Source organism: Mycolicibacterium aurum, from assembly GCF_900637195.1.
Taxonomy (GTDB): domain Bacteria; phylum Actinomycetota; class Actinomycetes; order Mycobacteriales; family Mycobacteriaceae; genus Mycobacterium; species Mycobacterium aurum.
Map to the genome: position 1 here is coordinate 4,882,499 of NZ_LR134356.1, position 17,683 is coordinate 4,900,181.

The 17,683-nt window shown below is 66.2% G+C and carries 17 protein-coding genes; 12 read left to right on the forward strand and 5 right to left on the reverse strand.

Features of this window, described 5'->3' with window-relative positions; translation table 11 throughout:
* Both EL337_RS22985 and mdlC read right to left on the reverse strand, forming a co-directional pair.
* Positions 1–408, reverse strand: a complete 408-nt coding sequence (locus tag EL337_RS22985; RefSeq protein ID WP_048632778.1) for a tautomerase family protein — start codon at positions 406–408, stop codon at positions 1–3.
* Between the two features lie 3 nt (positions 409–411).
* Positions 412–2,028, reverse strand: coding sequence for a benzoylformate decarboxylase (gene mdlC, locus EL337_RS22990; protein WP_048632777.1), 1,617 nt, complete (start codon positions 2,026–2,028; stop codon positions 412–414).
* A gap of 216 nt (positions 2,029–2,244) precedes the next feature.
* Between mdlC and EL337_RS22995 the strand changes: the two genes are divergently transcribed.
* Positions 2,245–5,007, forward strand: coding sequence for a helix-turn-helix transcriptional regulator (locus EL337_RS22995; RefSeq protein ID WP_048632776.1), 2,763 nt, complete (start codon positions 2,245–2,247; stop codon positions 5,005–5,007).
* Positions 5,008–5,099: 92 nt separating this feature from the next.
* Here the strand turns inward: EL337_RS22995 and EL337_RS23000 are convergent, their stop codons facing one another.
* On the reverse strand, positions 5,100–6,002 hold the full coding sequence (locus tag EL337_RS23000) for a helix-turn-helix domain-containing protein (protein WP_048632775.1): 903 nt from the start codon (positions 6,000–6,002) through the stop codon (positions 5,100–5,102).
* Positions 6,003–6,058: 56 nt separating this feature from the next.
* Here EL337_RS23000 and EL337_RS23005 point away from each other — a divergent pair, with 56 nt between their 5' ends.
* From EL337_RS23005 to EL337_RS23025, 5 genes are all read left to right on the forward strand, one after another.
* Positions 6,059–6,778, forward strand: coding sequence for an SDR family NAD(P)-dependent oxidoreductase (locus EL337_RS23005; RefSeq protein ID WP_048632774.1), 720 nt, complete (start codon positions 6,059–6,061; stop codon positions 6,776–6,778).
* 25 nt (positions 6,779–6,803) lie between these two features.
* Positions 6,804–7,253 carry a nuclear transport factor 2 family protein gene (locus tag EL337_RS23010; RefSeq protein ID WP_048632773.1) on the forward strand — a complete coding sequence of 150 codons (450 nt, stop codon included), beginning with the start codon at positions 6,804–6,806 and terminating at the stop codon, positions 7,251–7,253.
* 365 nt (positions 7,254–7,618) lie between these two features.
* On the forward strand, positions 7,619–8,176 hold the full coding sequence (locus EL337_RS23015) for a hypothetical protein (RefSeq protein ID WP_048632772.1): 558 nt from the start codon (positions 7,619–7,621) through the stop codon (positions 8,174–8,176).
* A gap of 30 nt (positions 8,177–8,206) precedes the next feature.
* Complete coding sequence (locus EL337_RS23020) at positions 8,207–9,196, forward strand: NAD(P)H-quinone oxidoreductase (RefSeq protein ID WP_048632771.1); 990 nt, start codon at positions 8,207–8,209, stop codon at positions 9,194–9,196.
* A gap of 74 nt (positions 9,197–9,270) precedes the next feature.
* A complete protein-coding gene (locus EL337_RS23025; RefSeq protein ID WP_048632961.1) occupies positions 9,271–9,927 on the forward strand; it encodes a hypothetical protein in 657 nt (218 codons plus the stop codon).
* 3 nt (positions 9,928–9,930) lie between these two features.
* Here EL337_RS23025 and EL337_RS23030 read toward each other — a convergent pair whose 3' ends face one another.
* A complete protein-coding gene (locus EL337_RS23030; RefSeq protein WP_048632770.1) occupies positions 9,931–12,198 on the reverse strand; it encodes an ATP-dependent DNA ligase in 2,268 nt (755 codons plus the stop codon).
* A gap of 41 nt (positions 12,199–12,239) precedes the next feature.
* Here EL337_RS23030 and EL337_RS23035 point away from each other — a divergent pair, with 41 nt between their 5' ends.
* Both EL337_RS23035 and ku read left to right on the forward strand, forming a co-directional pair.
* Positions 12,240–13,169: a carbohydrate kinase family protein gene (locus EL337_RS23035; protein ID WP_048632769.1), complete on the forward strand. Its 930-nt coding sequence runs from the start codon at positions 12,240–12,242 to the stop codon at positions 13,167–13,169.
* Positions 13,169–14,071: a non-homologous end joining protein Ku gene (ku, locus tag EL337_RS23040; protein WP_048632768.1), complete on the forward strand. Its 903-nt coding sequence runs from the start codon at positions 13,169–13,171 to the stop codon at positions 14,069–14,071. Before EL337_RS23035 ends, ku begins: the two co-directional genes overlap by 1 nt.
* A 48-nt stretch (positions 14,072–14,119) precedes the next feature.
* Here the strand turns inward: ku and EL337_RS23045 are convergent, their stop codons facing one another.
* The gene (locus EL337_RS23045) at positions 14,120–14,974 is read right to left on the reverse strand and encodes a type IV toxin-antitoxin system AbiEi family antitoxin (protein ID WP_048632767.1); all 855 of its coding nucleotides are present in this window, start codon (positions 14,972–14,974) and stop codon (positions 14,120–14,122) included.
* Positions 14,975–15,182: 208 nt separating this feature from the next.
* Here EL337_RS23045 and EL337_RS23050 point away from each other — a divergent pair, with 208 nt between their 5' ends.
* From EL337_RS23050 to EL337_RS23065, 4 genes are read left to right on the forward strand one after another with little or no spacing between them, the layout of a single operon-like run.
* On the forward strand, positions 15,183–15,974 hold the full coding sequence (locus tag EL337_RS23050; protein WP_048632766.1) for an SDR family oxidoreductase: 792 nt from the start codon (positions 15,183–15,185) through the stop codon (positions 15,972–15,974).
* Positions 15,975–15,985: 11 nt separating this feature from the next.
* Positions 15,986–17,074 (forward strand): NAD(P)H-dependent amine dehydrogenase family protein, encoded by a 1,089-nt coding sequence (locus EL337_RS23055; RefSeq protein ID WP_048632765.1) that lies wholly within the window; start codon positions 15,986–15,988, stop codon positions 17,072–17,074.
* A 22-nt stretch (positions 17,075–17,096) separates the two neighbouring features.
* Positions 17,097–17,348, forward strand: a complete 252-nt coding sequence (locus EL337_RS23060; RefSeq protein ID WP_048632764.1) for a hypothetical protein — start codon at positions 17,097–17,099, stop codon at positions 17,346–17,348.
* A gap of 27 nt (positions 17,349–17,375) precedes the next feature.
* Complete coding sequence (locus tag EL337_RS23065; protein WP_048632763.1) at positions 17,376–17,609, forward strand: hypothetical protein; 234 nt, start codon at positions 17,376–17,378, stop codon at positions 17,607–17,609.
* The last annotated feature ends 74 nt before the right edge of the window (positions 17,610–17,683 follow it).

Sequence of the window (17,683 nt, forward strand, 5' to 3'; positions counted from 1 at the left end):
TCAAACGCCATCCTTCTGCTGTCGTAACCACTCTTCCTCTTCCCCCGGGGCGGGCAGCACCCGACCGCCCTCGATGGCGAGATGTGCTGGGCTGTTCTGGATGACCACCAGGACCCGCCTGGCGGGAATACCGGTGACCCGGGAGGCCGCTGCGGCGACCTCGGCGACCAGCTGGCTGCTTTGCGCTTCGGGGTGCCCTGTGCGGACCCACCCATTGATCAGAAGCGGTTGGGCGGGCAGTCCGTCGGTGTAGACGTCGTCGGGCGCCAGTTCATGGAACACGACGTTGACGTAGCTGCCCGGAACGTGGTTGATCATCGAATGGATCCTGGTCACCTCGCCGGCGAGGCTCGCCTTGATGTCGGCGCTCAACGTCGACTTCACCGTCGTACACGTGTAGACCGGCATCGCTCAACCCAGGACCGGCAGGTGCGGCTGGGTCGGCACCACGATGACGGTGGGCCCGTCCGCCTCCAACGCCGCCTTGAACTCGCTGGTCAACTCCTCGGTGCCGCCGACGGTAGCCGTGCGACATCCGAAACCCGTTGCCAACGAGGAGATATCGAGTCCCGGAAGGTTCAACCCGGGTACGTTGGGCGTCTCTTCCAGGAGCGCGAAGGACTTCAGGACGCAGTACTCGCCGTTGCGCTGGACGACGAACACGATCGGTAGTTTGTGCTGCGCGGCGGTCCAGATAGCCTGTATCGAGTACTGGAACGAGCCGTCGCCGATCGAGGCGACGATGGTCCGTCTCACGCCGCGGGCGCGGTCACCGAGCGCGATGCCCACTGCCGCAGGCACGCCCCAGCCGATGCCGCCGCTGCCCGTGGCGAAGAAGCTGCCGGGGCGCCGGGTAGGCCACCACTTGATGAGATCCGCCAGCGTCGAGGTGGACTCCATGACGACCGCCGCGTCATCGGGCTTGACCGAGCTCAGCGCCGCATAGACATCGTCGGGCAACAGCGGCGCGGACGCCATCGGAACCTCGGCTCCGAGATCTCTGGTCAATCCCGGTGGTGCCTGCCGGTCGGCGGGCACCTTCACGAGATGCAGGAGCTGCTCAAGAGCGACCCCGACGTCGCTGACCAAGCTCTCGCCCACTGGCGCGACCGCGGCGAGGTGGGGATCGCAGGTGATCTGGAGTAGCTCGGTTCCTTCGGGCAGATACTCGCCCGCGACGTACGGGTAGTAGCTGAACACCTGCGCCCCGATCACGACGACGAGATCGAATCCCGCGACGGCCTGGCTGACACCGGCAATCGTCAGTGGCAGCGGACCCGCGTACAAAGAATGGTCTTCGGGAAACGAGCACCTGGGCGCCAGTGGACCGCCATGCACCGGCGCGCGTAGTTTCTCCGCGAAGGCAATACCCGCATCCCAGGCTCCGGCGCGATCGACCTCGGGGCCGAGAACCAGCAGCGGTCGCTCCGCCCGGCTGATCCGGTCAGCGAAATCCTGCAGCCGTTCGGCATCGGGGTGCACTCGCCGGCTGACGGTCCGGACCACGGCGGGCCCCAGCGCGGGCTTGTTCCAGTCGTCGAGCGGGATAGACAGAAACACCGGGCCGGCCGGCGGCTGCGTTGCCACCGCATAGGCACGCATGAAGGCCGCGGGCACGTCCTCGGCCCGCGCCGGCTCGTAGGCCCACTTGACCCATGGCTGCGGCATCACGGTCGGGTCGGGGTTGTTCAAGTACGGGTCCACGATCGACATCTCGCGCGTCTGCTGGCCCGCCGTGACGATCAACGGCGTATTGGCTCGGTAGGCCGCGACCAGGCTGCCCATCGCGTTGCCGGTGCCGGCCGCGGTGTGCAGGTTGACCAGTGCCGGCTGCCCTGTGGCCTGGGCGAAGCCGTCGGCCATCGCCAGCACCGATGCCTCCTGCAGGCCCAACACGTAGGTGAAGTCGTCCGGAAAGTTCTGGAGGAAGGTCTGCTCAGTCGACCCCGGGTTGCCGAACACCGTGGTCAGCCCGAGCGTTCGGAGCAGGTCATAGGTGACCTCGTGGACGGTCTTGGATTCAGCCATGGTGAGAAACCCTTCGGAGTATCGGCAGTGCGCTGGGGAAATCACACACCCCCGGGCGCCTGCCTCACCCCGTGGAAAACACGGGTCCTTGAAGAACCCGGCGATGTCCGGATGCCGGACGACCGACGATTCATGTGAGGTTCGCGCTCCAACCGCGCCCGTGCATGGCGGCAGCCGACCTGCACTTGAGCGCCGCTGACGTGCGACGATGAGCAGATGGGTCGGGGGAACCGGCGCGGCACGCTCATCGGACGGCGAGACGAGCAACAGTTGCTGGCCGAGGTGATGGACCGTGCCCGGAACGGCCACAGCGCGGTGCTGGTCCTCCGGGGTGAGGCCGGTATCGGTAAGACCGCCTTGCTGAACGACGCTGTGTCCAAGGCAACCGACCTTCGTACCATCGCTCTCAGCGGTGCGGAGTCGGAAATGGAGCTCCCTTACGCCGGCGTTGCGCAGTTGTGCACACTGCTGCCGGGTCACATTGATCGGCTACCCGAGCCGCAGAGGAACGCGTTGCGCATCGCGCTCGGGTTACTCGAAGGCGCTGTCCCCGATCGCCTTCTGGTGGGATTGGCAGTGCTGACATTGCTCGGAGCCGCCGGCACGGAACGCCCGACCGTATGCATCGTCGACGACGCGCAGTGGGTGGACCGTGCGTCTCTGCAAGCGCTGACGTTCGCGGCTCGCCGGCTGCTCGCCGACCCCGTGGTGATGGTCTTCGCCGCCCGCACACCGGGTGCCGATCACGAACTTGCCGGTCTTCCCGAGCTGAATCTGAACGGACTGGCGCACGCCGATGCCCGCGCGCTGCTCGCCGCAGTGCTACCCGGCCCGATGGACGAGACCGTCCGGGAGAACATCCTCGCCGAGGCGGACGGCAATCCGTTGGCGTTGCTCGAGTTGCACCGGGCGCTGGCACCGGCGCAGTTGGCGGGCGGCTACGGATTGGCGGCTGCTAAGCCGCTCGCGACCCGCATCGAGCACACCTTCGATCAACGGCTACACGAGTTACCGCGGCAGACCCGCACCCTCCTCCTCCTCGCGGCCGCCGACCCGACCGGCGACCCCGCGAGGTTGTGGGCAGCGGCTGCACGACTCGGGATCGGCGCGGACGCGCGTGCACCGGCGGAGCGCAGTGCCCTGGTGACGCTGGACTCCGCATTACGGTTCCGCCATCCACTCGTGCGGTCAGCGATTTACCGCAGCGCATCCCCGTCAGATCGGCGGCAGGCCCATGCCGCGTTGGCCGACGTGATTACCGGCCCGGACGCAGACGAGCACCGGACCTGGCACCGTGCGCACGCGGCGAGCGCACCCGATGAGACGGTGGCTCTCGAACTTGTCCAGTCCGCCGAGCGTGCCCGCCGCCGCGGTGGCGCCGCCGCCGCGGCGGCCTTCCTGGCGTATGCCGTCGAACTCACGCCCGACCCCGGCGATCGGGCCGAACGCGCGCTCGCTGCCGCCCTGTCCAAACTGGACGCGGGTGATCCAGAAACTGCGGCCCGGCTGCTCGCCTCGGTTGCGGGTACAGACGACGAATTACTCAGTGCGCGAGCAGATTTGTTGCGGGCCAAGATCGCCTTCGCTGCCCAACGGGGCCGAGACGCGCCCATGCTGCTGTTGGCGGCAGCGCAGAGATTGAGCCCACACAACGCCACACTCGCACGCGACACCTACCTCGAGGCATTGACGGCGGCGATGATCGTCGGCCGCCTCGCCGTCGGCCATCAGGCGTCCGCGGCCGCTATAGCCGCTGCGGCGCGGCAGGCCCCGCCCCCATCCGGACCACCGACGTCTGCCGACCTGTTACTCGACGGGCTCACCCTCAGACTCACCGAAGGGCATGCGGCGGCAGCGCTTCCGCTACAGCGGGCCATCCGAAAGTATCTGGAGGAAGATGAGGCGGGTATCGCCGATCCGCGGTCGCATGACATCACGCTTCGGGTCCTGCTGGATCTGTTCGATCAGGACATTTACAGCTCGCTCAACGCCCGCCAACTCGAACTCCTCCGCGCCGCGGGTGAATTGACGGTTCTGCCCGCCGCATTGACCACCTATGCGGGGGTGTGTGTCACCTCCGGCGACTTTGCGCAGGCGGCGATTCTGCTGGAGCAGTCGGATGAGATCTCGACGGCGACCGGCGCGCCGCCGCATCGTTCCATCCGGACCTATCTCGCCGCGTGCCGAGGAGAGGAGCAACGAGGCAGAGAACTCGCCCGGACCACGATCGAGGATGCGACGGCTCGGGGTGAGGGCAGCGAAATCACAGTTGTGCTCTTCTCGGTGGCCATCCTGCACAACGGCCTCGGCCAGTATGACGAAGCCTTTGCCGCCTGCACTTCGGCTCTGGAGTACGACGACGTCGGAATGTACGGCCATCTGCTCAACGAGATGGTGGAGGCCGCTGCCCGCTCCGGCAGAGCGGCTGTCGCTGGAACGGCGGCTGCGCAGATGATCGAGCGCGCTGAAGCAACCGGAACCGCAACCGCCATCGGCTACGCAGCGCGCGCCAGAGCACTCACCGAGACCGGATCCGACACCGAGAGCGAGTATCGCATCGCGATAGGCGAATTAGAGCGCTCGCCCCTGAAGGTCATGGCCGCACGCACGCACCTGATCTTCGGGGAGTGGCTGCGCCGCGCGAATCGCCGAGCCGAAGCACGCGACGAACTGCGAGTCGCTTACGAGGCATTCCGGCACATGGGTGCCGACGGCTTCGCCGAACGGGCGCGCCGCGAACTCGAAGCCGCAGGCGAGCCTTTATCGAAGGCCCGGCGTGAAAGATCGACGATGACATCGACGGTCGCACTGACCACGCAGGAAAGCTATGTGGCCCGGCTCGCGGGCGACGGGTACACCAACTCCGAAATCGCCAGTCACCTCTTCATCAGTCCGCGCACGGTGGAATGGCACCTGAGCAAGGTCTTCGCCAAACTCGGTGTGTCGTCGCGTCGCGAGTTGAGGCGCCTGCGTGGATGACTCGGATGCACAACTGCCAGGCATCGCCCCGGAGTTGCCGCCGGGACTGATGGGCGACAAGAGGCGCGGTGCGTCGTTGTGCCCTCAGGTGGTTACGGACCGAGTGGATCGCGGATGCGGGCTCCGATGGTGTGTGCGGTGCGACGCACCTGCTCGCCGAGCTCGCGGATACGAGCACTGTCCACGGTGGCGAACACAGCGGCGGTGACCGACATCGTGACAACGCCGGCTCCGTCGGCGACCGGGGCCGAGACGATGGCGACATCGTGGGTGTCGGCATCGCCCAATTCCTCTGGGAGAACGTCGATCACGGTGAGGTCGGCGAACGCGCGCGCCAACTGAGCGGTAATGGCGTCGACCTCGCCATCGCTGGTGAGGGCGCGCAGCGCGGTGTAGACCCGCAGGTACTCTCCGGTCAGTCGCTCGACGGCGAAGCCGCGAATTCGGATCTCTTTCAGTACCGCGTTCATGCGGCGTCGCAGCGCGGGGCCTGGCTGCCCGATGGCTTCCAGCCACGCCTTTCGAGCATCGGCGTCCGCCCAGGCCACGTAGTCCCGACCGAACGGCGCCACCAGCGGTGTGCGCCATCCGGGTCCGATGTGTGGTGCCGTCGGACACGTACCCACGACCTGATCGATGACGAGCGTTCTGCCCTCCCGGCGGGTGAGGTAGACCTGGGTACCCGCGACCTCGGCGAGCTCGTGCAGGTCGCCGCGATAGCGCTGGGCGTTGGCCGACGTGCCGATCCCGGCGATCGCCGGCCCGCAGGAGTATTCGGCCGTGACGGGGTCACGAACCACCCACTCATGGACGGCGAGGGTGGTCAGGATTGCATGACCTGTCCCCCGACTGATGTTCAGGCGGCGGCAGATCTCGGCCAGCGAGAACTTCCTCTCGGGGTGGGCCCCCACGAATTCCACGACAGAGATGACCCGCTCGGTAGGTGGTGACGGGCCTTGACTACCAGTCAATGCCGGGTCTACCTTCGGCGTCATAATACCGAACAGTATGTCGAAATATCGACATCGGCACAATGGCAGGAGATTCACCGGTGGGTGAACGGTTCATCGGTAAACGGGTGTTGGTCACCGGAGCGGCGGGCGGTGTCGGTCGCGCGACGGTCGAGCTGTTCGCGGCCGAAGGCGCCTCCGTGGTGGGCCTGGATCTGAACCCGGGTGCGGATGGCGTGGCCTGCGACGTCGGCGACGAGGTATCGGTCCGCGCTGCTGTCGCCACAGCGACGGAGCGCTTGGGCGGCCTCGACGTCGTGGCCAATGTGGCCGGCATCGACCAATTTCGCAAATTCGAAGATCTTGACGTCGCCACCTGGCAGCGCCACCTCGGCGTGAATTTGACCGGTCCGATGCTGATCTCGCACGCCGCCCTGCCCCACCTGCGCGCGAGCAAGGGCAACATCGTGACGATCGCCTCGATCGCGGGTCTGCGGGGTCAGCCCTACCAGGCCGCATACTGCGCCTCCAAAGCCGGCGTCATCATGTTGATGAAGTCCCTCGCGCTCGAGTTGGCCGCCGACGGCATCCGGGTGAACACCGTCTGCCCCGGCGGTGTGCAGACAGACCTTCCGGCCAACGCGGCCAAAGAGCACGCCGACTCCGACCTCGACTGGGCACTGCTGATGGAAACCTCAGGAGCCCGTTATGGATTCATGCCGCCGAGCGACGTCGCCGATGCGATCGCCTACCTCGCCTCCGACGCTGCGGCATCGGTCACCGGCGCGGTGCTGTCCGTCGACCGCGGCACCGCCTGCTGATAACTCCCGGAGAACAGGTACGGGCATGCCGACCACCGACGACATCGTTCGAGAGCTCATGGACCGTGAGCAACTGAAAGAACTGCGCGCGAAGTACTTCCGCTGCCTCGATCTGCGGGACCACGAAGGTTTCCGGTCCGTCTTCACCGAGGACGCCGTGCTCGAAGTACCCGAAGTCGATCTCATCCTGCGCGGGCATGAGGAGATTGCCGACAAGGTGCTGGCATCGCTGACCGGTGCGGTGAGCGCACATCACGGCCACACGCACGAGTTGGCCATCACCGGTCCCGACACCGCGACCGGAATCTGGGCGATGCAGGACATCGTCGAGTGGCCCCCAACCGCCTCCGGCGAACGGATCGGCATCACCGGGGTCGGCCACTACCACGACGAATATCTCAAACAGGACGGACAGTGGCGCATCGCCAAGGTCCGACTCGTCCGGATTCGAGTGCAGAGCCTCAGTGACCTCTGACGGCGCCGACACACGGCTTCCGGCCCGATCAGCCGCCGCCTGAACCGATTCGGCGTCGCCACGCACCCACGCTCTGCACACCGACGTGGTGTGCCGGCTACGTCCTGTCCCACCGCCGACAACTGAGCCGCGTGCTGTCGGACCGGCCGGCATCTGGCACATCAGCGGCGCGTTGCGGCCCGCCCACTCGTTGCACCGCGGCCGCGATAGTCCGCATTGGGGGCTACCACTACCTGATGGGTCCGGACAGCGTCATTGCCCGCCCCGCTCCCCCGCAGACAAGCTTGACGCGTCGGCCCGTCGCCAGCGCCGGGTACGCGACCGCCGACGGTCCACGCAGCGCCCTTCTACGACAGGAATGATCAATGGGAACCGCAGTTCGGGATGATCTGGTCCTCTCGCACGCAGTCGTCACCGCCGATGTGACAGCACAGTTCGATCATGTCGACATCGCGCAATGGCTGAAAACCCTTCCGACACACGAGTATCAACGCTGCGCGCCGGGTGATCACAAAGCCGCCGGCTACACCGTGGACGACGACGGGACGCCGATGTCGGTGAACATCGAAATGATCGGGACGGGCCTCGTGGTCCAGCAGTACCGCTTCGCCGTGGCAGAGCCGCACTACTGCAGGATGGTGTCGCTGTCTGACATTCTCACACCCTCGGGATGGACCACCACGCAGGTCATCTGGGAACTGCGCATGGAGCAACTCGAAGGGGATCACTGCCGCTACACCAACACGGTGACCTCCCACCCCACCGAGGACTTCTTGCAGTTCATCGCCGAGCAGGGCCAGACATTCGCCGAGGCCGCGCACGCGCGCCAAGAAGCTTCGGGACGGCATTGCCGGGTCGAAACACCCCGGTATGCACAGAGCATCGCACGCTGGGCAGCGGCACGCTCCGTCCTGACCGCGTAACCGCCCGCAACTGACGAGAACGGATCTGTGATGACTTCAGCGGTGTTGTTCGACCATCCCGGCTCTCCCGACGTTCTGCAATGGCGCCCTGTGGATCCGATACGTCCCGGCCCGAATGAGGTGGTGATCGCGGTGGCGGCTGCCGGTGTCAACAACGCCGACCTCATGCAGCGCCGCGGCCACTACCCTATGCCCGCCTGGGCGCCACGTCCCTTGGGCTTGGAGTGTGCGGGAACGATCAGCGCCCTCGGAGCCGACGTCACGTCCTGGTCTTTGGGCGACAGAGTGTGCGCACTGCTCGACGGCGGCGGTTACGCCGACGAAGTCGCGGTGCCCGCGACTCAGGTCATGCGAATTCCCGCCGGTGTCACCGACGTCGAGGCGGCCGCGATCCCCGAGGTCGCAGCCACCGTCTACTCCAACCTCGCCATGGTGGCCCGGCTCACCGAGGGTCACACCGTCCTGATCCACGGCGCGGGTGGTGGCATCGGCACCTTCGCGATCCAATGGGCATCCGCGATCGGAGCACGCGTCATCACCACCGCCGGAAGCGCAACCAAGACACGTGCGGGCCTCGACATGGGGGCCGAGGTCGCGATCGACTATCGCAACGAGGATTTCGTTGCTGCCACGTTGGCCGCAACGAACGGCGTCGGGGTCGACGCGATCCTGGATGTGGTCGGTTCGGACTACCTCGGACGCAATATCGAATGCCTTGCACCCGACGGGCATCTGGTGATCATCGGCGGGAGTACGGCACCGGCGCCACTCGACCTCGGATTGTTGATGTCCAAGCGCGCCAGCGTCACCGCGACGATGCTCCGAGCTCGGCCGGCCCATCAGAAGGCTGAGATCATCGCCGGGGTGACACGAGACGTGCTGCCGTTGTTCACCAGCGGCGCCATTCGCGTTGTGGTCGACACAGTACTTCCCATGCCCGAAGCCGCGCGTGCTCACCAACTGCTGGAATCCAGGGGCACGGTCGGCAAGGTCATTCTCGACAACCGAAGCAGTGGTTAGGTCGGGTGGACGCCGGGTTGCCGAATATGCCCGATGCCGCGCGTGAGCCGCCCCGTGACATCCTGGTAGCCACGATGGCAGCAGAGACAGACTGGACGATACGTCCCCGCGAGGGGTTGGGCCGGCTCGAGTTCGGAATGTCCCCGGCACAGGTGGATTCACTGTCGGCGACGTACGGCACCATCACCGGTCGCGGTGCTGATCGCATCGCCGACGACATTCTGCGCGCGACACTGACGATGTTCGGCGACGCGATGAGCGACGACGAAAAGCAGGCCTTCATTGCCGCGTACGCCGACGACGGCCCACCCGCAGACAGCGTCACCGAAACCCGCGGCGACCTCGTGCTGCGGTACCAAGCCGACCGCCTCTGCGAAATCATGCCCGCCGGCCCGCGACACCCGCTGTTCCTCGACGGCAGGGACATCTTCGCACTACGCGGTCTCGAACCACTGGAGCTGCTGGAACGCCGCAACGAAAGCCCCGGACGCTATGCCGACACCGAAGCGGCATTCGACAACCTCGCCATCTCGGTGACCGGGTTCGGCGTCAGCGATTCGACTACCGGTGTAATGGCTCTCGATGACTCCGACGAGCGCTTCCGGGAACGGACGGCGACCTTGCGGGAAGTCCCCTATCTCCCCGAACAGGAGATGCACCGCTACGTCCTGCACTCGTTGCGGACGGTCACGGGTGGCGTGACGCCTGCGTCGACGCGCTCCACCGAGTGACGGCTATTCCCAGACCACCTCTTCAGCGACCTTGTCCGTCCGTAGCCCACGCCAGCTCGCTTGGCGCAACCTGCCGTCGGACGTTCGTTCGCTGTAGCGCACCTCACCCACCAACACTGGCCGCACGAAAGTCACCCCTTTCGCGTCTTGCTTGGGAAGCGTTGTCACAAAGGGTGATTCATCGGTATGCAGGGGTTCCAAGGTCTTCTTCAGCGATGCGAGAGCCTTTTCGGTGAAGCCGGTGCCGACGCGCCCCACGAACTGCAGGCCGCCGTCGGCCGGGATCCCGAGCATGAGCGCACCGACGCCGCTGGTGCGCCCGCCTTCGCCCGCCCGCCAGCCTCCGATCACCACCTCCTGGGTCTTCCAGATCTTGTCCTTGATCCACGAAGCGGAACGCCGACCTGGTTGATAGGTGGAGTCGCGCTTCTTCGCGACAACGCCCTCCCACCCACGCTCCCGCGCGAACTCCAGCGCCTCGGGGCCGTCACCGTCTATCTGCGCAGGGACGATCAGCCCGCCACCCTCGGCCAGAGCCTCGAGCAGGCGTCTGCGGTCGGAGTACTTGGCCCGCAACAGCGATCGGCCGTCGAGGTAGAGAATGTCGAAGGCCCAGAACTCCACCCGCGTCGAACGGGCACGGTTCTGCATCTCGCCGAAGCTCGGCACCCCGGACTCGTCCAGCGCCACCGCCTCACCGTCGAGGATCACATGATGATCGGCGAGGTCGGCGGCGAGCGCCTTCAACTGCGGATACTCTGCGGTGACGTCACGGCCCCGGCGGGACCGCAACGTCAGCTTGCCCCGGTCGGCGTCGACCAACATCCGGTACCCGTCCCACTTTCCCTCGAACACCCACGGCCCCTGGGTCAGTCGCTGCACCGACCCTTCGGTGGCCAGCATCGGCGCCAGATCCGCGGCCGTCGGCTTCTGCTGCTCTTTCATCCGGTGGGCCAGCCAGTTCTTGCCGTCGGTCTGGATCAGCGCGTAACGGCCTTCGACCTTCTCTCCGTGCAGCGTGACGATCACCTCGCCGCCCTTGGCCGGCCCGTCCGGGGGGTTGTCGCGGAACTTCTCGGTCTCATAGGTCCCGGTGTCCCACACGTAGACGTCACCGCCGCCGTATTCGCCCTTCGGGATTTCCCCGGCGAACGTCAGGTATTCCATCGGGTGGTCCTCGGTGTGCACGGCCAGATGATTCACCGACGGTGTCTCCGGCAGGTTCTTCGGCACCGCCCAGCTGACCAGTACGCCGTCGCGCTCCAGCCGGAAGTCGTAGTGCAGCCGGCGCGCGTGATGTTCCTGGATCACGAACTTGTCGTTGTTCCCCGTCGTGGGCACGTCGGCGGGTACCGGCTCCGGCGTCTTGGTCCGATCACGCATACCCCGGTATGTCGTCAGTCGGTCGGGCACGGGCAGCGCCGGGTCGAGGTCGGCGAGCAGGTCGCCGTCACGCTCAAGCCGGTCCAAGACCTCGTCGTAGGTCAGGTGCCGCAACTTCGGGTCCTCGATCTCCTCCCATGTGCGTGGCGCGGCCACCGTCGGATGCTCGCGCCCCCGAAGCGAATACGGCGCGATCGTGGTCTTGTTGCCGTTGTTCTGGCTCCAGTCCAGGAACACCTTGCCGTCGCGCAGGCTCTTGGTCATGGTCGCTGTCACCTGCTTGGGCATGGTCTGCTCCAGCTGCTGCGCGACCCGCTTGGCGAGCACCGACGCGCCACGCGAGCTGATCGGGTCCTCCAGGGGCACATACAGGTGCAGGCCCTTGCTGCCGCTGGTCAGCGGGAACATCTGCAGGCCGATGTCGGTGACCAGGTCACGCACTTCATGGGCCACCTGGCAGAGCTGGCGCATGGTCACCCCTTCGCCGGGGTCGAGGTCGAAGACGATCCGGGTGGCCGGGCCGACGGCACCTGCCTCGTCGAACCTCCACTGCGGCACGTGCACTTCCAGTGCAGCCTGTTGCGCGATCCACGCCAGCCCCTCGGCGGTGTCGATGATCGGGTAGGTCGTGGTACCGGACTTGTGCACGATGGTGCCGCGACTCATCCACTCCGGCGCCGACGATGCCAGCTGCTTCTCGAAGAAGGACCCCTCGTCCACGCCGTTGGGCCACCGCTTGCGCGTCACGGCGCGGCCGGCGATGTGCGGCAGCATCGCCGGGGCGACGTTGATGTAGTAGTCGAACACCTGCCCTTTTGTGGTCCCGGTTGCCGGATACAGCACTTTGTCCGGGTTGGTCAGTTTCACCCGGTCATAGCGGTCCACCACTTCACGGTATTACCCACTTGGCACCCGGTAGCGTCACATCGATGCGGGCACTGGTGATCGGCGAAGCCCTGATCGACATCGTCGAGCGGGACGGGCAGGTGACCGAGCACGTCGGCGGCAGCCCCCTCAACGTCGCCGTCGGTCTGGCCCGGCTCGGCCGCGACGTCGATTTCCTCACTCGCATCGGTACCGACGCCTACGGCAGGCGCGTCGGTGAGTACGTCGAATCCTCAGGTGTGCAACTGGTCCCGGGCAGCACACAGGCCGTCCGAACGGCCACGGCGCGCGCCGCGCTCGACGCCGCCGGCTCGGCGACGTATTCCTTCGACATCGACTGGGCGCTGACCGGAACGCCGGAGGTCCCCCCTCCACTGATCGTGCACACCGGGTCGATCGCCGCCGTGCTCGAACCGGGTTGCCTGGCCACCAAGGCCTTGGTCGACACCTATCACCTGTCGGCGACCGTCACATTCGACCCGAACGTCCGCCCTGCGCTGATCACCGACGCCGACGCAGCCCGCTCCCGCATCGACCGGCTTCTGGAGCGGGCCGACGTCATCAAAGCCAGCAGTGAGGACCTGCACTGGATCGATCCGACCCGCCCACCCGAGCAGATCGCCGCCGCATGGCTGGCTCTGGGACCGTCGATCGTCGTAGTGACCTTCGGAGGCGAGGGGGCGGTGGCGATGTGTGCTGCCGGAACGGTGCGGGTACCTGCGGGAAATGTGGAAGTGGTGGACACCGTCGGCGCCGGTGATGCGTTCATGACCGGGCTGATCGACGCGCTGTGGTCGATGGACCTGCTCGGAGCAGAGCGGCGCGCCCGTCTGGCCGCGATCGGGACGGACGCGTTGACCGAGGCGGTCCGTGCCGCGACGCTGACGGCCGCGCTCACGGTCGCAAAACCCGGCGCCGATCTTCCTCATCGCGTTGAGCGTGACGCGGCGGCTGCATCGGACATACTGAGCTGATGCGGTCCATCTGGAAGGGTTCCATCGCCTTCGGCCTGGTCAACGTCCCTGTCAAGGTGTACAGCGCCACCGAAGACCACGACATCAAATTCCACCAGGTCCACGACAAGGACAACGGCCGCATCCGGTACAAGCGGGTCTGCGAGGTGTGCGGCGAGGTGGTCGAGTATCGCGACATCGCAAAGGCCTACGACTCCGAAGACGGCCAGACGGTCATCATCACCGACGACGACATCTCGACCCTGCCCGAGGAACGCAGCCGGGAGATCGAGGTCTTGGAGTTCGTCCCTGCCAGCGATCTCGATCCGTTGTTGTACGACCGCTCGTATTTTCTGGAGCCCGATGGCAAGTCCTCGAAATCCTATGTGCTGCTGGCGAAAACACTGATGGAGACCGATCGGGTCGCGATCGTGAACTTCGCGCTGCGCAACAAGACCCGGCTGGCAGCTCTGCGGGTGAAGGACTTCAGCAAGCGCGACGTCATGATGATCCACACCTTGCTGTGGCCCGACGAGATCCGCGACCCCGACTTTCCGGTGCTGGACAAGGAAGTCGAGGTCAAACCGGCCGAGCTGAAGATGGCCAGCCAAGTCGTCGATTCGATGACCGACGATTTCAACCCGGACCGCTATCACGATGACTACCAGGAACACCTCCACGAGCTGATCCAGGCCAAACTCGAAGGCGGCGAGGCCTTCACCACCGAGGAGCAGCCGCAGGAACTCGACGAGACCGAGGACGTGTCGGACCTTTTGGCCAGGCTCGAAGCGAGCGTGAAAGCGCGCAAAGAGCAGGGCTCGTCGAGCAAGGCGCCCGCCAAGAAAGCGCCCGCCAAGAAGGCCGCCGCGAAGAAAGCCCCGGCGAAGAAGGCAGCGAAGAAAGCCGCAGCCAAGAAGGCTTAGCTCGGCGACTTCTGCACAGCGGCTGCTGGCGAGGCGATAGCGCCGCCGTCATGCAGATCTCGGTGGTGTCCACCCGCGCCGAGCGAACGCTTCCCAGACCCGGTGCAGAATGAACGCCCGAGAATGCTCGGCGACAACCTTGATGTCGATCCATCCCTGCCTGTCGATGAACTCGGCGCGGCCGATGTCATGCACGTACTGTCGCCGCTCGAGTCTGTGATGGGAGCCGTCATAGTCGAGGCCGACCTTCGGTTCTTCGTATCCCATGTCGATGAACGCTTGAGCGATGCCGTCCGTCACCAGAACCTGGGTTCGGGGAGGCGGGAGCCCGTCGTCGACAAGCATCAGCCGCAGTCGTGTCTCCCGCGGCGATTGAGCGCCTGAGTCCATCAGGGCGAGCGACTGGCGTGCTCGTTGAATTCCGCGCGCGCCTCGATACCGGGCAGCGAGCTCGAGGACCCGGTCCGGTCGCACACCCGTCGCTCGCCCCAGCGCATCGAGGTGACACACCGCCGTATCGCGCGGCAAATGACGTGCCAGATCCAATGCGGTTCGAACGGGTGTCGTTACGCAAAGCCCGCCGACACTGGTGATTTCGTCGACACCGATTCGCTCCTCACGCACGATGATCCCGCTTCGCGGTCGAGTGTGTTCGGCGATGATGTCGATCGGTGTCTGAGTGTCTATCCATTTGGCGCCGTGAAGAGCCGCCGCCGCCCTGCCCGCAATGACCCCGGTGCGCGCCGTCCACAGCCACGCGGCGGTGGCGTTTATTCGCACCGAGGCCTCACTGTCTTTGGGGACGTAGACGCCAGGGAGGACGGCGCGATAGTTCCACCGCAATTGGCCCCGGGTGATCCTGCCGCCACTGAGGGCTTCGGCTCCGACGAAGGGGTAGTCCATGAGGCAGATGCTCGAACCGGCCGCCGACAGAAACTCACTGATCCGACGAGTTCTGCCTAGGGGCTGTGGATAACGGCCGACAGCAACCCTGACGCAGAAATGGCGACTGCACCCGACGCCCGCAGCCAATTAGAACGTGTTCCAGAAACCTGCCCCACGCCTCGGCCCGCCTTGCTAGCGTGACCGCGGCGAGGGAAAGGAGACGCATATGATTCTGGACCGGTTCCGGCTCGACGATCAGGTGGCAGTGGTCACGGGTGCTGGGCGCGGCCTCGGCGCCGCAATGGCTTTGGCATTCGCCGAAGCCGGCGCTGACGTGCTGATTGCTGCTCGGACGCAGTCGCAGCTGGAGGAGGTGGCAGAGCAGATCGCGGGCACCGGGAGGCGCGCCCACATCGTCGTCGCCGACCTCGCCCGCTCGGAGGACACCGCCGCGCTCGCCGCACAGGCCGTCGAGGCATTCGGCAGACTAGACATCGTCGTCAACAACGTCGGTGGCACGATGCCCAATGCACTTCTCAACACCTCCGCCAAGGACATGCGCGACGCGTTCGCATTCAACGTCGCCACCGCCCACGCGCTCACGATCGCGTCGGTGCCGCTGATGCTCGAACATGCCGGTGGCGGCAGCATCGTCAACATCACCTCGACGATGGGCCGCGTCGCCGGACGCGGGTTCGCTGCGTACGGCACCGCGAAAGCCGCACTGGCGCACTACACGCGGCTGTCGGCGCTCGATCTGGCGCCACGCATCCGGGTGAACGCGATCGCGCCGGGCTCGATCCTGACCTCGGCGCTGGAGATCATCGCGACCAACGACGAGCTGCGCGATCCCATGGAGAAGGCCACCCCGATGAAGCGGCTCGGCGATCCGCTCGACATCGCCGCGGCCGCCGTCTATCTCGCGTCGCCGGCAGGCAGCTACCTCACCGGCAAGACGCTCGAAGTCGACGGCGGGATCACCTTCCCCAATCTCGACCTCCCGATCCCCGACCTGTAAGGAGCTCCCCCATGGCCAACCCCTCCCCTGTCCGCGTCGCCGCCATCGGCACCGGCAATGTCGGCAAGCACGCGCTGACCCAGCTCATCACCGATCCCCGGTTCGACCTGACCGCAGTGTGGGTGTCGTCGGAGTCCAAAGCCGGCAAGGACGCGGCAGAGCTTGCAGGACTGCAGGATTCGACCGGCATCCGCGCCACCACCGATCTCGACGCGGTGCTGGCCACGCAACCGGAGGTCGCGGTGTACACGGCGCTGGCCGACAACCGGTTGACCGAAGCCCTCGAGGACTACCGCCGCCTCCTGGCCGCCGGGGTCAATGTCGTGGGCAGCAGCGCGGTGTTCCTGCAGCACCCATGGCAGGTGCTGCCCGATGAACTCATCGCACCGATCGAGGACGCCGCCAAGGCCGGCAACGCCAGCATCTTCGTGAACGGCATCGACCCCGGCTTCGCCAATGACCTTCTGCCCATGGCACTGGCGGGCACCTGTCAGAGCATTCAGCAGATCCGCTGCATGGAGATCATCAACTACGACACCTACGACAGCGCCGCGGTGATGTTCGACGTGATGGGCTTCGGCGGCTCGCTCGACGAGACGCCCATGCTGCTGCAGCCGGGAGTGCTGAGCCTGGCGTGGGGTTCGGTGGTGCGGCAGTTGGCGGCCGGCCTCGGGATCGAACTCGACGAGGTCAACGAGACCCATATCCGCGTCCCCGCGCCGGAAGCCTTCGACATCGCCGCCGGCCGGATCGAGGAGGGCACCACCGCCGCGATCCGCTTCGAGGTGCGCGGCATCAAGGACGGGAACGTCGCGGTCGTTCTCGAACACGTCACCCGGTTGCGCGACGACCTGTGTCCGGACTGGCCTCAGCCCGCGGCGCATGGCGGGTCGTATCGCATCGAGATCACCGGGGAGCCGTCGTACGCCCTCGATCTGTGTCTCAGCAGCCCGAACGGCGATCACAACCACGCCGGGCTGGTCGCCACGGCCGCCCGGGTCGTCAATGCGATTCCCGCCGTAATCGACGCGGCGCCAGGAATTGTGACTGCGCGGGAGTTACCACCCGTAACTGGGAAAGGTCTGTACGCTAACGCTTGACACTCGCTGGAAGGATCCTGAAATGAAGGCTCGTCTGAGCACTCTCGCTGCCCTCCTCGTTGCCGGCGGCGCCTCCGCGGCGATCGCCGCAGCTCCGGCCGCACTCGCGCAGCCGAGCTGCTCCACCACCAGTCAGGGCGGCGGCATTCAGGGCGGTGCGACGACGGTGTGCGAGTCACCAGGAAACGCACAGATCAGCTCCACGCCGCCCGAGTACGCAATGCCGTGGAACGGCGGCTACCTCATGGGAGGCTACGGCCCCTTCATCTTCTGACGATCCGACCGGTGATCGGAGGTCGATGTGAAGCCTGTCGCGCGATTCCTCCCCGGGCTCGCCGCACTGGGTGCGCTCGCTCTGCTCGGCGCGCCGTCCGCCTCGGCCGCACCGGACTGCACTGATGTCGGCCAGACGGTGACGTTCTGCGAAACCAATGGCAGCACGCAGATCACCGCCACGCCGCCGCCGTGGAACTACGGCGGATGGACGGGCATCGGTATGTGGCCGCTGGTTGGCGCCTTCGGCCTCGGCCCCTGACACATCCGCGCGAAAGCACCCCTGAACTTCGCCGGACGCCCAGGTTTCGGCTAACCTAACTTTTCTATTCGATC

Coding starts and splice junctions, on each gene's coding strand:
- EL337_RS23025 (WP_048632961.1), top strand. CDS start 9,271: ATGGCAGCAGAGACAGACTGGACGATACGTCCCCGCGAGGGGTTGGGC.
- EL337_RS23045 (WP_048632767.1), bottom strand. CDS start 14,974: ATGGACTACCCCTTCGTCGGAGCCGAAGCCCTCAGTGGCGGCAGGATC.
- EL337_RS23050 (WP_048632766.1), top strand. CDS start 15,183: ATGATTCTGGACCGGTTCCGGCTCGACGATCAGGTGGCAGTGGTCACG.
- EL337_RS23055 (WP_048632765.1), top strand. CDS start 15,986: ATGGCCAACCCCTCCCCTGTCCGCGTCGCCGCCATCGGCACCGGCAAT.
- EL337_RS23020 (WP_048632771.1), top strand. CDS start 8,207: ATGACTTCAGCGGTGTTGTTCGACCATCCCGGCTCTCCCGACGTTCTG.
- mdlC (WP_048632777.1), bottom strand. CDS start 2,028: ATGGCTGAATCCAAGACCGTCCACGAGGTCACCTATGACCTGCTCCGA.
- EL337_RS22985 (WP_048632778.1), bottom strand. CDS start 408: ATGCCGGTCTACACGTGTACGACGGTGAAGTCGACGTTGAGCGCCGAC.
- EL337_RS23035 (WP_048632769.1), top strand. CDS start 12,240: ATGCGGGCACTGGTGATCGGCGAAGCCCTGATCGACATCGTCGAGCGG.
- ku (WP_048632768.1), top strand. CDS start 13,169: ATGCGGTCCATCTGGAAGGGTTCCATCGCCTTCGGCCTGGTCAACGTC.
- EL337_RS23010 (WP_048632773.1), top strand. CDS start 6,804: ATGCCGACCACCGACGACATCGTTCGAGAGCTCATGGACCGTGAGCAA.
- EL337_RS23060 (WP_048632764.1), top strand. CDS start 17,097: ATGAAGGCTCGTCTGAGCACTCTCGCTGCCCTCCTCGTTGCCGGCGGC.
- EL337_RS22995 (WP_048632776.1), top strand. CDS start 2,245: ATGGGTCGGGGGAACCGGCGCGGCACGCTCATCGGACGGCGAGACGAG.
- EL337_RS23000 (WP_048632775.1), bottom strand. CDS start 6,002: ATGACGCCGAAGGTAGACCCGGCATTGACTGGTAGTCAAGGCCCGTCA.
- EL337_RS23015 (WP_048632772.1), top strand. CDS start 7,619: ATGGGAACCGCAGTTCGGGATGATCTGGTCCTCTCGCACGCAGTCGTC.